Annotated in this window: 14 protein-coding genes; 2 read left to right on the top strand and 12 right to left on the bottom strand. The window is 71.8% G+C overall.

The features are described 5' to 3' along the window. Positions 1-651 precede the first annotated feature (651 nt). Positions 652-2334: a BCCT family transporter gene (locus tag HDA32_RS06765; protein WP_179642390.1), complete on the top strand. Its 1683-nt coding sequence runs from the start codon at positions 652-654 to the stop codon at positions 2332-2334. A gap of 211 nt (positions 2335-2545) precedes the next feature. Then, positions 2546-2884 carry an STAS domain-containing protein gene (locus tag HDA32_RS06760; RefSeq protein ID WP_179642389.1) on the top strand — a complete coding sequence of 113 codons (339 nt, stop codon included), beginning with the start codon at positions 2546-2548 and terminating at the stop codon, positions 2882-2884. A gap of 52 nt (positions 2885-2936) precedes the next feature. Here the strand turns inward: HDA32_RS06760 and HDA32_RS06755 are convergent, their stop codons facing one another. The 12 genes from HDA32_RS06755 to egtA form a co-directional block, all read right to left on the bottom strand. Next, positions 2937-3134, bottom strand: a complete 198-nt coding sequence (locus tag HDA32_RS06755; RefSeq protein ID WP_179642388.1) for a hypothetical protein — start codon at positions 3132-3134, stop codon at positions 2937-2939. Between the two features lie 33 nt (positions 3135-3167). After that, positions 3168-3524, bottom strand: a complete 357-nt coding sequence (locus HDA32_RS06750) for a DUF8129 domain-containing protein (RefSeq protein ID WP_179642387.1) — start codon at positions 3522-3524, stop codon at positions 3168-3170. A gap of 48 nt (positions 3525-3572) precedes the next feature. Then, complete coding sequence (locus HDA32_RS06745) at positions 3573-4778, bottom strand: zinc-dependent alcohol dehydrogenase (RefSeq protein ID WP_179642386.1); 1206 nt, start codon at positions 4776-4778, stop codon at positions 3573-3575. A 107-nt stretch (positions 4779-4885) separates the two neighbouring features. After that, the gene (locus tag HDA32_RS06740; protein WP_179642385.1) at positions 4886-6478 is read right to left on the bottom strand and encodes a polyamine aminopropyltransferase; all 1593 of its coding nucleotides are present in this window, start codon (positions 6476-6478) and stop codon (positions 4886-4888) included. Further along, complete coding sequence (locus HDA32_RS06735) at positions 6478-6897, bottom strand: DUF350 domain-containing protein (RefSeq protein ID WP_179642384.1); 420 nt, start codon at positions 6895-6897, stop codon at positions 6478-6480. Before HDA32_RS06735 ends, HDA32_RS06740 begins: the two co-directional genes overlap by 1 nt. Before the next feature lie 51 nt (positions 6898-6948). Then, complete coding sequence (locus tag HDA32_RS06730) at positions 6949-7371, bottom strand: hypothetical protein (RefSeq protein WP_179642383.1); 423 nt, start codon at positions 7369-7371, stop codon at positions 6949-6951. Beyond that, positions 7361-7918, bottom strand: a complete 558-nt coding sequence (locus HDA32_RS06725; protein ID WP_179642382.1) for a DUF2617 family protein — start codon at positions 7916-7918, stop codon at positions 7361-7363. Before HDA32_RS06725 ends, HDA32_RS06730 begins: the two co-directional genes overlap by 11 nt. Before the next feature lie 4 nt (positions 7919-7922). Next, on the bottom strand, positions 7923-8522 hold the full coding sequence (locus HDA32_RS06720; RefSeq protein ID WP_218882855.1) for a DUF4178 domain-containing protein: 600 nt from the start codon (positions 8520-8522) through the stop codon (positions 7923-7925). Between the two features lie 222 nt (positions 8523-8744). After that, positions 8745-9710, bottom strand: a complete 966-nt coding sequence (gene egtD, locus HDA32_RS06715) for an L-histidine N(alpha)-methyltransferase (RefSeq protein ID WP_179642380.1) — start codon at positions 9708-9710, stop codon at positions 8745-8747. 15 nt (positions 9711-9725) lie between these two features. Further along, positions 9726-10460, bottom strand: a complete 735-nt coding sequence (gene egtC, locus HDA32_RS06710; protein ID WP_179642379.1) for an ergothioneine biosynthesis protein EgtC — start codon at positions 10458-10460, stop codon at positions 9726-9728. 136 nt (positions 10461-10596) lie between these two features. Next, positions 10597-11928: an ergothioneine biosynthesis protein EgtB gene (gene egtB / locus HDA32_RS06705; protein ID WP_179642378.1), complete on the bottom strand. Its 1332-nt coding sequence runs from the start codon at positions 11926-11928 to the stop codon at positions 10597-10599. Continuing rightward, a complete protein-coding gene (egtA, locus tag HDA32_RS06700) occupies positions 11925-13127 on the bottom strand; it encodes an ergothioneine biosynthesis glutamate--cysteine ligase EgtA (RefSeq protein ID WP_179642377.1) in 1203 nt (400 codons plus the stop codon). The genes egtB and egtA overlap by 4 nt, the downstream gene beginning before the upstream one ends. Positions 13128-13180 lie beyond the last annotated feature (53 nt).

The raw sequence follows: 13180 nt of genomic DNA, 5'->3' as shown, positions 1-13180 counted from the left end.
AGTTCTCTTCGGGAGCGGTACGACAGAATCCAGGTCACGCGGAAGGCGACTTTTCGATCCGGCCGAATTAACGTCCAGCGGTGTGAACTCCGAATTGGCGCCCCGGGACCCCGGACCCGATTGGACGAGGTAAGTGAGGTACTTGAAGATCGGGCCGTTGCAGGACATCATCGATATTCACGGCAACCGTGCGGTCGGGCCCGGGCCAGCGAGTTCGTGCCGCACCGGCTTCAGCGGCGGGCCCGGCCGCGTTCGGGGCCGAACGTGGCCATATTCGTGCTGTCTCCGGCGGGGAAGGCGCCGGTCGCGCGCCGATCGCGGTGTTCGGCCGCAGGTGGGCTCCGGTCCGGGCCAATCAGTAAATAAACATCTCAACGGCGTCTCAATACGGCAACGGCATAGGATTGTTGACAACCAAAGTCGACCACCACTAATCTCCCGCTCTATCTCGAGTTCCAGACTCGTTCCCGCGGAGTATCCGGTCGGCTCCGGCCGGGTCACCACCGCGGATTCGGCGGAACTCCCCCTGGATGGAACGAGCGGGACACATTGGCGACATCGATCGGCATCCACTGAACAGACAGGCGAGTTCGCTCCTGACAGGGGAGCAGAAAAAGTTGGCCGCCACCAGATCACCGACCGGAAGCCGCGATGCTAGATAACCTCGCCCGCAGGTTCGGGCTACGCACCAATCCACAGATCTTCTTCGTCTCCACACTGCTAGCGGTCATATTCGTCGTTGGGACGATTCTCTTCACCGAGCAGGTGAACGAACTCTTCAGCAGCATGACGGGATTCATCCTGTCGTCTCTCAGCTGGTTCTACATCCTCGGGGTCACGGTCTTCCTGGGATTCCTGATCTGGATTGCACTGAGCCGATTCGGCGCGGTGCGCCTCGGCGGCCCCGACGCGCGTCCGGAGTACAGCAACGGGGCCTGGTTCGCGATGCTCTTCGCCGCAGGCATCGGCACCATTCTGATGTTCTGGGGCGTTGCGGAGCCCATCAACCACTACGCCAATCCGCCGCAGGCGCCGGTCGGGATGAGCACCGAGGAGTTCGCCCAGACCGCGGGTGCCGCCAAGCAGGCGATCACCTTCACCAACTACCATTTCGCCCTGCACACCTGGGCGATCTTCACCCTGCCCGCGCTCGCCTTCTCCTACTTCATCTTCAAGCGCGGGCTGCCGATGCGGGTCAGCTCGATCTTCCACCCGTTCCTCGGCGACCGGATCCACGGCCCCATCGGCAAGGTCATCGACGTCACCACGATCCTGGGCACGCTGTTCGGCCTGTCGGTGTCCATCGGGCTGGGCTCGGCGCAGATCAACAGCGGGCTCGCCCACCTGTTCGGCCTGCCGACCGACACCGACAACCCGGTCACCCTGGTCAACCAGCTCGTCATCATCGCGGTCATCACCGCGATCGCGACCATCTCGGTGGCGCTCGGCCTGGACAAGGGCATCAAGCGGCTGTCCAACATCAACATCGTGATGGCGATCGGGCTGCTGATCTTCGTGTTCTTCGCCGGGTCGACGCTGTTCCTCGCCAAGGGCGTGGTCGAGCAGACGGGCGACTACCTCGCCAGGATCATCCCGCTCGCGTTCTGGAACGACACCTACGCCGACACCGGGTGGCAGGACGGCTGGACGGTGTTCTACTGGGCGTGGACCATCACGTGGGCCCCGTTCATCGGGATCTTCGTCGCCCGCATCTCCAAGGGGCGCACGATCCGGCAGTTCGTGACGGGGGTGCTGGGCCTGCCCTCCCTGTTCAGCGTGGTCTGGTTCGGCGTCTTCGGCCTGGCCTCGTTCGACATCGAGCAGAACAACCCGGGAGCGCTGGTCACCCCGGTCGTGGAGGAGGGCGACATCCCCGGCGCGCTGTTCGCCTTCCTGGGGGCGTTCCCGGTGCCCGAGACCATCACCACCGTGATCGCGCTGATCGCGGTGGTGATCGTGGCGATCTTCTTCATCACCTCGGCCGACTCCGCCGCCCTGGTCATCGACATGATGTGCAGCGGAGACCAGAACACGCTGCCTCCGGCGCGCCAGCGCATCTTCTGGGCGATCCTGGGAGGCCTGGTGGCGCTCGCCTTGGTCGGCGGTGCCGGGGCGGCCGCGCTGGACGCCCTGGCCGAGGTCATCACCGTGGTCGGCCTGCCGTTCTTCATCATGTCGTTCCTGATGATGGCCTCGCTGGTCTCCGCCCTGCGCAAGGATCCCGACGTACCGGGCAACGAGGCGCTGCGGCACCAGGAGCACGAGCGGCCCGACTCCGGGACCGACAGCGAACCCGAGCCCGAGCCGGCGACGGCGCGCGCGGACGGCGACTGACCCCGCCGGCCCCGAAGGGCCCCGCCTCCCGACCGACCGGGGGGCGGGGCCCTCGCCGTTTCGGCCGCGATTCCGCGAATATCAGCAAAGCGCATTTTTGCCCGCGTTTTAAGAATTGCCTGATAGACAGAGAGGGCGGTCATTGAAGAGCGCGATCCCAGGTCAGGTCGGCGGCCTCTTCCGCCCCTTTCTCGAAGGAAAACGAAAGCGTATGCGTATCGCGGCCTCATTGCCGGTCCGACAGCACGGGCGGCACCTCGTCATCACGCTGCCCGCCGAAATCGATGTCTGCAACCGCGACGAGATCCTCGATCAGCTCCTGCCGCTGCTCAACTCCGGCCCCGGATCCCTCGTCCTGGACATGAGCGACACGACCTTCTGCGACTCCGCCGGGGTGAACCTGCTGATCCGCATCCGCCATCGTGCCCGGCTGCTGAAGCGCGACGTGTGCGTGGTCGCCCCGCACGGCGCCGTGCGCCGGGTCTTCGAGATCTGCGGCCTGGACCGCGCCCTCAAGATCCACCGCGACCCGGCCGGACTCCCGAGCTGAACGGGGCCGGGCCGGGGCCGCTCGCGCGCCCCGGCCCGGCCCCGCCGGCGGATTACACCCCCGGCTCGCGGTCCCCCTCGGGTCCGCGGCCGCGCTCGGTCCGCCGGACCGGCTCGTGGTCGGGTTCCCCTTGGAGTTCGCGGTTGGCCTCCTCGTTGGCCCCCTGGTCGTTGGCGATCCCCTCGTCCTCCAGCCGCTTGCGCTCGTGCGCCCGCTGGATGTCGTACTTGTGGCTTCCTGGTCGCGGCATGGTCGTCGCCCCCTGCTCCTTGCGCGATTGCGGTCAGGGTTTCGGATCGTCGCCCTTGGGGCGGGCCGGCTGGGCCGGCACGCCGTGCGGCGGCGCACTGGTCGGCGGGCTCACGCCGCCACCGCTGACGGAGGAACCGCCCTGCGGCGCCGGCGGCGTCTCCGGCCGGTTCTCCTGCGATCCGGGTGAGGGCCGTGCGCCCTCCGTCAACTGCGTGAGGCGCTGCTCGAGCATCTCCAGGACCGGCGTCCGTTTGCCGTGCGCCTCCTCATAGCCGATGAGCTCGCGCATCTGCTCCTCCGACAGCGAGCGGACGCGGTGCTGCAGCGTCCCCATCGGCAGGTGCTCGTAGTCCGGGATCGCGAGATCGTTCCTGTTCCTCTCGGGCATCGGCCTCCTCCAATCCTGCGGGGCGGTCGCGGGTCGCGCGGGGCCGCCCTACGCGGTCGTGATCGCCACCTTCGTCCAGCCGGGCTCGCGGTGGTCGAAGGCGCGGTAGGCCTCCATCACGTCGCCGATCGGCATCTCCTGGGTGAGCACCGAGGTGATGTCGACCGTCCCGCCGGCGACCAGTTCGATCAGCTCCGGGATGTACTTGCGGTGGTTGCAGTTGCCCATCTTCAGCGTCAGGTTCTTGTTCATGGCGGCGCCGATCGGGAAGCTCGTCATGGACGGCGGGTAGACCCCGATGATCGACAGCGTCCCCGCCTTGGCCACGGCCTCCACGGCCCACTGCGCCGCCTGGGACGGCGCGTCGCCCGGGATCCAGGTCCGGCCCTCGGGACGGGCCTGGGGCACGATCCGGGAGCGCTCGGCCTCGAAGTCGTCCTGCGACGACCCCTGCGCGGCGGGCCCCTCCTTGGGGCGCTCGGCGTCGACGCCCACGGCGTCGATCACCCGGTCCGGCCCGATCCCCCCGGTGAGCTCGACCATGGTGGCCACCGGGTCCTCGGCGTTGTAGTCGATGACCTCGGCGTGCAGCGTGCGCGCCTGCTCCAGGCGGCTGCGCACCCCGTCGACGGCCAGCACCCGGCCGGCGCCCTGCATCCGGGCGCTCAGGATCGAGAAGAGGCCCACCGGCCCGCACCCCATGACCGCGACGGTGTCCCCCGGGCTGATGTCGGCCAGTCGCGCGCCGAACCAGGCCGTCGGGAAGATGTCGGAGATCAGGATGGCCTCTTCGTCGCTCACCTGCTCGGGCAGCGCGACGAGTCCGACGTTGGCGAAGGGTACCCGCACGCGCTCGGCCTGGAGCCCGGGGAAGGACCCGGTCGCCTCCGGCCCGCCGAAGAACGCCGTCCCCGCGCGCTTGCCGCCGGGGTTGGCGTTGTCGCACTGGGCGAAGTAGCCGGCGCGGCAGTAGCTGCACGTGCCGCAGCCGATCGTGGAGGGGATGACGACCCGGTCGCCCGGCTGGAAGTTGCGCACCTGCGAGCCGACCTCGGTGACCACGCCGACGCCCTCGTGGCCGAGGACCGTCCCCGGCTGCATGCCCGGCAGCGTCCCCCGCACCATGTGCAGGTCGGTTCCGCAGAGCGCGCTGGTCGTGATCTGCACGACGGCGTCCTGCGGGTCACTGATCGACGGCTCGGCGACGTCCTCCAGCCTGATGTCTCCGACACCACGCCACACAACGGCTTTCACGGTCTCTCCTCCCATCCGCGGCGGGCTCGCGCCCGTTGCCGCCGAGGTGGACAACGGCTGACCCGGCCGCCTACCCGAGGCCGCAACCGTCAAACCGTGCGCGCTGGTCAGTACCCCCGCCACGCCTCCCGGTGGTAGTCGATGATGCGCGGGTGCAGCAGGGTGGAGGGCAGGGACTCGGTGGGCCGCCGGTCCTTGGGGAAGACCTGGGCCGCCCGCAGGGTGGCCTCGTCCAGGAAGCGCGTCCGCGGGTGCTCCTCGGGCAGCTCGGCCGGCGGGGCCTGCGCCTCGGCCGCCAGCAGGAAGCCCCAGTTGCCGAAGCTCGGCACGTCCACGTTGTAGGGGGTCGAGCGCAGCCCGGCCTCGCGCATGCTGCGCTCGACGCTCCAGTAGGCCTCGTTGGCGAAGTAGGGCGAGCCGGCCTGCACGGCGATCCGGCCGCCTTCGGCCATCGCCCGCCTGGCCAGGGTGTAGAACTCCACCGAGTACAGCTTGGCGGTGCCGACGTCGTCGGGGTCGGGCATGTCGGCGACGATCACGTCGAACCGTTCGCCGTTCTCGCGCAGCCAGGTGAAGGCGTCGGCGCTGACCACGTCGACCCGCTCGTCGTCGAAGGCGCCCTCGTTAAGTTCCGTGATCGCGGGGCGGGTGCGCGCGAGCTCGACCACGGCGGGGTCCAGGTCGACCAGCGTGACGTGCTCGACGTCGTCGTAGTCCAGGATCTCGCGCAGGGCCAGCCCGTCTCCCCCGCCCAGGACCAGCACGTCGGCGTGCGGGCCGTTCATCGCCGGGTGTACCAGCGACTCGTGGTAGCGGTACTCGTCCAGCGAGGAGAACTGCAGGTCCCCGTTGAGGAACAGCCGGGTGTCGACGCCGTCGAAGCTCCTGGTGAGCACGATCTCCTGGTAGTCCGACCGCTGCGCGTAGACGACCGGGTCGCGGTAGAGCGCCTGGCGCGCGTCCACCTCGAAGCGCTCGGAGAGGGCGAAGGCCGTGCCCAGCCCGGCCAGCACCAGGACCAGCCCCGCGGACAGGAGCACCCGGCCCCGGCGGCTCAGAGCGCCCCGGAACAGCCACAGCACGACCGCCACGCCCACGACCGCGTTGAGCGCGCCGACCACCAGCGCGCCCTTGGGCAGCCCGAGCAGCGGCAGCAGCAGGAACGGGAAGGCCAGGCCGCCGATCAGGCCGCCCACGTAGTCGGCGGCGAACAGGTCGGCGACCGCGCTGGCTGCGTCCTGCCTGCGGATGCGCTGGATCATCGTCATCAGCAGGGGGATCTCCGCGCCGATCAGGACGCCGATGACGAAGGCGATGGCCACCAGCGCCGGCTGGTACAGCGAGAACCAGGCGAAGGCGGCGTAGAGCAGCAGCACCGACAGGCCGCCGACCAGCGACAGTGCTCCTTCGACCACGGCGAAGAAGAACGCCGGCCGCCGCGCCAGCCGCTTGGCCGCCAGCGAGCCGACGCCCATCGCGAAGACCATGACCGACAGCACCACCGACGCCTGCGTGATGGTGTTGCCGAGCAGGTAGCTGCCGAGCGCGACGAGCGCCAGCTCATAGACCAGCCCGCAGGCGGCGCACACGAAGACCGCCAGCAGCACCAGGAACCGGGCCGCGCGCGGCCGGACCGGCATGCGCAGCGGTCCCGGGTCCTCGGAACCCGCGGCGGCGGGCGCCGTGGCGGTGTCCGACATCAGGAGATGGCCGCGGCGACGACCAGGGCGACGGCGATGTGGGCGCTGGCGTTGACCCAGGCCGCCGGGTGCAGCTCGTTGTCGCCGACGATCGAGCCGAGCCTGCCCGGGGTGAGCGCGTCGAGGATGAGGAACGAGGCGGCCATCAGCGCCAGGCCGACCGCGCCGTAGGCCGCCGTGCTGATCAGCCCGTTGGCCAGTCCCTCCTCGCTGGCCAGGATCGCCGAGACCACGACGAGCGCGGTTCCGAGGGTGTTGGCGGCCACGATGAGGGTGGCGTTGCGGTTGCGGTCGGTCCAGATCAGCTCGTGCAGCTTGCCGGGGGTGAGCAGGTCGACGGCGATGTAGCCCAGCGCCATGAGCAGCGTGCCGACGACGCCGTAGGCGAGGCAGGCGCCGATGTTGTAGAGCAGGTCCATCTGATCCTCATCTTGTCGGGGTGGGAGGAGGGGGAATCGGGGAGCGTGCGATCACTTTCCCCAGCCGGGGCCGCCGCCGCGGTTGCTGCTGCCGCCACCGGAGTAGCGCTCGTTGTCGGAACGGCCGGAGGAGCCGGAGTAGCCGGAGGAGCCGCGGGAGCCGGACCGGCAGCCGACACGGTCGAACTCGCCGTTCACCAGCCTGTAGTCGCCGCCGCGGTCGTAGACGTAGTCGTCTCCGACCCGGTCGTAGTCGCCGTTGCCGCGGTCGTAGACGTAGTCGCCGTCGACCAGCGCATAGCTGCCGTCGTTGCGGTCGTAGACGTAGTCGTCTCCGACCCGGTCGTAATCGCCGCAGTGGCGGCTGCCGCCGCAGCCGACGAGCAGCAGGCCGAACACGGCGGCGCAGGCGACGGCTCCGACGGCGGTCGGCCATCTCCGTTTCGCGGGGGTCGATGAGGCGTCAAAGGGCATCGCCGGGCGTCTCCGTTTCCGGTCTGGGGGTGGATCGGCGCAGGGAAACCGATGTCGTCGTCGTCACGAGCTCGCCGCTCTGCGGGTAGGCGTGCCAACTGCGCCAGCGGAGCGTGCGGCCGTCGGTCTCGGTGACCAGCCCGGTGACCGCGAGGGAGTCGCCGGGGAAGGTGGCGAGCAGCCCGCGCGGGTGGTCGGCGACGGCCAGGCTCGCCTGCGCCACCTCTTCGGCGAACGCCTCGGGGCCCAGACGCCGCACCGAGCTCGCGAAGTCGTAGTGGTGCGGCCCGGCGGCTGAGGAGGCCGCGTGGCGCGGCAGCCCGCCGGCGGCGCCGGGCAGGCAGGCCACGGTCTCGGCCAGGCGCTCCCGACCCGCCTCCAGCAGGACCTGGTGGGAGGCGCCCAGGATCCGCAGTTCGATCCGGACCGCGCCGTCGCCGGACTCCAGCACGCGCGCGGCCAGGGGCTCGACGGGCGGGTGTTCCAGGGTCCAGGTCAGGTCGGCGGCCCTGGTGTCGACGAACGGCTCGGTGATCGTCTGCCGCACCGCTTCAGCTTCCCGGGTAGACGGTGAAGGAGCCGGGCGCGACGGCGACGCCGAGGCTCGGCTCCCACCGGCCGTGGTCGAAGCGCTCGAACGCCAGGTGCCGCCCCTGCGGCGCCTCGTAGTCGGCGTAGTCCATGCCGCCCTGGGCGCGCAGTCCCGTGGTGCCTTCGGAGCGGTAGGAGGCGGTGCCGCGCTCCACCAGCCGGTAGCGGACGCCCTCCAGTTCGAGGGTGTCGGCGTGGGGGGTGAGGTCGAGTTCGGGCCGGGCCGTCCACATGACCATCTGGACGTCGGGGTCCTCCTCGACCGAGAGCCAGCGGCGCCCCTCCTCGACCTCCAGGAAGTGCTCGGCCCAGTCGTAGCCCCCCTCCGACAGCCGGAGGCTGCCGCGGATCCAGGTCCGCTCGGTCCCGAAGTCCAGCATGTCGCCGGCCTTGATCCGGGTGGGGTCGCCGCTGGTCTCGGCGACGTCGGCGAACGGGTCGCGCGGGGGCCGCGGGGACCCCGCATCGGGCGGGGCGGGCGCGCGGCGTGAGCGCCACAGCAGGTACAGCAGCACAGCGAGCACGGCGAGTACCCCCGCCGCGATCAGGACCAGCACCAGTTCTTGCACCGTTCGCCCCCCGGTTCCCGTTCGAGCCCTGGCACGCCGGGGCGAGCCTACCGACCCCCGACGTGCGCCGTTCGCGGCATCTATGACGGATGACCGCCAAATCGGGTTCCGTCCCGCTCGCGACGTCACGGCACCGCAACCCGCCCGCGACACGGCCGTGTCCGGGCACGGGGAACCGGGGCGCGGGGGAACCGGGGCGGGAGGGCCGGGCGCCTACCCCGGCTCGGCGACCACCACGGTGAAGTCGCCCGCGGGATCGGTCCAGGACCGCACGAGCGCGAACCCCGCGCCGGCCAGCTCGGTCCCGATCGCCTCGGGGCGGAACTTCGCCGAGATCTCGGTGCGCAGCTCCTCCCCCCGCGCGAAGCCGACCGTGAGGTCGAGCCCCGCGATGCGCACGCGCTGCTCCTCCACCGCGCGCAGCCGCATCTCGATCCACTCGGCCTCGGCGTTCCAGACGGCGGCGTGGGTGTAGGCGCCGACCCGGAAGTCGGCTCCGAGCTCGCGGTTGATGACCCGCAGCACGTTGCGGTTGAACTCGGCGGTCACGCCGCGCGCGTCGTCGTAGGCCGCCAGCAGGCGCCCGGGGTCCTTCACCAGATCCAGGCCGAGGAGCAGGGAGTCGCCGGCCCCCAGCGCCGTGCGCAGGTCGCGCAGGAAGGAGCCGCGCTGCGCCGGCGTCTGGTTGCCGATCGTGGAGCCCAGCATCGCGACCAGGCGCCGCCCTCCGGTGGGGAGCAGGTGCAGGTGCCGCTCGAAGTCGGCGACCACGGCGTGCACGGCCATGTCGGGGTGGTCCCGGGCGACCTTGGCCGCCGCCTCCTCCAGGAAGTCCCCGCTGACGTCGACGGGCACGAAGCGCCGCAGCGTGCCGGCCCCGCGCAGCGCGTCCAGCAGCAGCCGGGTCTTCTCCCCCGACCCCGACCCCAGTTCCACCAGCGTGTCGGCGCCGGTGACGGCGGCGATCTCAGCAGCGCGGGCGGCCAGGACGGCGCGTTCGGCGCGGGTCGGGTAGTACTCCCGCAGCCGGGTGATCTCCTCGAACAGGGCGCTGCCGCGTTCGTCGTAGAACCACTTGGGCGGCAGGGTCTTGGGCGCGGAGGTCAGGCCGTCCCAGACGTCGCGGCGCAGCGCCTTGGCCAGGTCGTCGGCGGTGAGATGGCGGTCGATGCGCAACATGGTGCCCTCCTGGCCTCATCGGACGGCCGTGATGGTGACGTCGTCGGTGGTGGCCGTGACCAGCGAGTCGTCGGGGACGCGCCGCCAGGCGGGGTCGTCGTCGCAGGGCTCGGAGGCGATCAGGACCGAGCCGTCGCCGTGGCGCACGTAGAGCGTGTCGCCGCAGGCGGTGGCGGCGAGCCGGGTGCCGTCGGCGGCGAGCAGGTTGTAGCGGCCGGAGGAGCAGGAGCGGGCCGCCTCGGCGACGGCGGCCAGCGCCCGCTCCATGGACTCGCCCTTGCGCCACAGCCGCACGGCCATGGCGAACAGCGGGGCCGAGTCCACCGGCGCCCGCGCGTCCAGGACCCCGGAGGGGATGGGCGGGCCCAGCGCCTCGGCGACGGACTCGTAGTCGGCGACCACGCCGTTGTGGCTGAACAGCCAGGTGTCGGCGCGGAAGGGCTGCGCGCAGGACTCGTCCACGGGGAACCCCACGGTCGCGTCGCGCACCGCGGCGACGACGCAGGCGGAGCGGGTGACCCGGGCGACGTCGGCGAAGGAGGCGTCGGCCCAGATCGGCATGGCGCGGCGGTAGCGCACGGGCTCGGAGCGGACGGGGTCGTACCAGCCGACCCCGAACCCGTCGGCGTTGACCGAACCGTGCACCTGCTCGCGCGGCGCGTAGGACTGCGCGTGCAGCGAGTGCGCGGAGGCATACAGCAGCTCGTGCAGGGTCTGGGGCGGCCCGAGGTAGGCCATGTGTCGGCACATCAGCGGCTCACCTCTCCGGTCGTCCACAGCCCGGCCACCGGAGGTGGCGCGCCGGGGGCCGCGCCGGGTTGACTTGAGAAAAGGGGTCCCCCCGGGACCTCACCTTCGGCGTGCCCTGCGCGGTGCGGCCCCGGCATCAGAGCCGCTCCGCGTCGCGGGCGCAGCGGAACCCGGCGAAGATCTGCCGGCGGATCGGGAGGTCCCAGTTGCGAAACGTCGCCCGCACCGCGCCGGGGTGGGTGGCCCAGGAGCCGCCGCGCAGCACCTTGGACTCCGCGCCGAAGAAGACCTCGGAGTACTCCTCGTAGGGGAAGGCCCGGAAGCCCGGATAGCCGCGGAAGTCGCTGGAGGTCCACTCCCAGACGTCGCCGATCATCTGGCGGACGCCGTGCGGCGAGGCCCCGGCGGGGAACGCCGCGGCCGGCGTGGGCCGCAGCAGGCGCTGGCCGAGGTTGGCCCGGTGCGCGTCGGGCTCGGCGTGGCCCCAGGGGAAGCGGTGCGAGGCCCCGGTCGCCGGGTCGTGGCGGGCCGCCTTCTCCCACTCGGCCTCGGTGGGCAGCCGCTTGCCGGCCCAGCGCGCGTAGGCCTGCGCCTCGTGGAAGCAGACGTGCTGCACCGGCTCGTCCGGCGGCACCTGCTCCACGCGCCCGAACCTGCGGCGCAGCCACTGTCCGGCCTCGCACCGCCAGAAGGCCGGCGCGCGCTTGCCCGAGCGGGTGCGCCACTCCCAGCCGGCGCGGCTCCACCAGCGGGGCTCGCCGTACCCGCCGTCGGCCATGAACTCCAGGTAGGCGGCGTTGGTGACGGCCGCGGTGTCGATCCAGTACGCCGGGAGGTCGACGGTGTGGGCCGGGCGCTCGTTGTCGTAGGCCCACGGCTCGTCGCTCGTCCCCATGGTGAAGGGGCCGGCCTCGATCAGCACCTCGGCCGCCCCGGGCGGCGCCCCGGGCCCCGGCGGACCGGGGTCGTCCAGCCGCGGCAGCACCGGGTCGCCGGTGCGGAGCTGGTGGGTGGCCAGCATGGTCTCGCCGTGCTGGTGCTCGTGCTGGATGACCATGCCGTAGACGAAGCCGCCGTCCAGCAGCGGCGATCCCGGGCCGAGGTCGGCCCGCTCCAGGGCCTCCAGCACGCGGGCCCGCACCCCGGCGTTGTAGTCCTGGGCCTCGCGCGGGGTCAGCAGGGGCAGGTGGATCCGCTCGGCGCGGGGGTTCTCGAAGGCGTCGTAGAGGGCGTCGATGTCGGGCCGGATCGCCTGCCGGCCGGCCGCGGTCCGCACCAGCCACTGCTCCTCGTAGTTGCCGACGTGGGCGAGGTCCCACACCAGCGGCGACATCAGCGGCGAGTGCTGCTTGAGGAGCTCCCCCTCGTCGAGGGCGTCGACGGTCAGTCCGTGGCTGCGCAGCCGGACCCCGTCGAGTTCGTCGGCGATGCGCTGCTTGAGCCGTTCTTCGTCGGGCCGATCGGTCATGTCCGTCCTTTCAGCGCGTCGTCGGCGGGGCAGCGGCCCCGCTCGACGTAGCGTTCGCGGTAGGCGTCCACGAGCGGGACGAGTTCTGCTGAGCCCATCGCGGGCAGCGCGGCAGCGGCGGCGGCGAAGCAGGCGCGGGCGCACGCGGCCAAGGCGGGATCGCCGAGCGCGTCCCTCGCGGCGGTGAGCCACGCGGTGCGGTCGGGGTCGGCCCCGCGGTACAGCTCGTCGGTCGCCGCGGCGGCGGCTTCGGCGGCGCCGGGGTCGTCGAGCAGCGCGGAGGCCACCGCGAGCGGCACCGCCCACCACCGGCCGGGCAGGGCGTCGATCATCCGCAGCTCCAGCCAGCCGTGCGGGCGCACCGGCGGGAACAGCGTGCTCAGGTGGTAGACGAGGTCGTCGAGGGTCGGGCGGCGGTGGTGGTGGCCGTCGGCCAGCCAGTCGCCGAACCGCAGCCCGGGGTCGATGATCCAGGGTCCGTCGGCGCGCCGGATCGTCATCAGCCTGGCCCGCAGCGCGTAGTCGGTCCAGGCCTCGACCGGGTCGCCGCAGACCGCGGGGCGGGTGCGGGAGGAGTCGATCGCGGCCCAGATCGCCCAGCGGGTGGACCGCCAGCCGGTGCGGCCGCCCCGCCAGACGGGAGAGTTGGCGAACGCCGCGACGAACAGCGGGCCGAGGCGGTGCACGAGCCGCCAGCGGCGCTCGGCGTCGGCGCGGTCCGCGCCGATGTCCAGGCAGACCTGGAGCGAGGCGGTGCTGCACATCATGGTGCGGCCGGTCGGGCCGGCCGTCCGGAAGTAGCGCTCCATGGCCGCGTAGCGGGGAAGCGCCAGTTGCCGGGTCGGCGAGCGGCGGGGATCGAGGCCTTCGCCGTGCAGCCGGAGTCCCGCCTCCCGGAGGCGGGCTTCGATGTGGGCGAGATCCGCGGCGAGCGCCGCGTGGGCGGCGGCGGGTCCCTTCTGGGGCAGCGAGCTGAGCTCGAGCTGCCCGCCGGGTTCGTAGCTGATGGCGCTGCCGGCCGGTGGCGGCCCCGCCTCGGTGACGAGGGCGGAGAGCCGGTCGAGCGGAACGGGATCGTCGGGGCGGGCGGGATCGGTGACGAGCCACTCGGACTCGACGCCGACGAGCCCCGGAGGGCCGGTCTTGAAGCAGATTCCGTGGATGTAATCGTGGACTTCGGTCTCGGTGAGATACCCCATGGGTCACCCCCAGTCAGGCGCACTGACTGCTCTGCCCCGGTTCGGTCTGAACA

Origin of the sequence: Spinactinospora alkalitolerans (assembly GCF_013408795.1) — a bacterium.
In the GTDB taxonomy this organism is placed as follows: domain Bacteria; phylum Actinomycetota; class Actinomycetes; order Streptosporangiales; family Streptosporangiaceae; genus Spinactinospora; species Spinactinospora alkalitolerans.
Note: the sequence above shows the minus strand (reverse complement) of the source record. Positions and strands in the feature narration are given on the sequence as shown.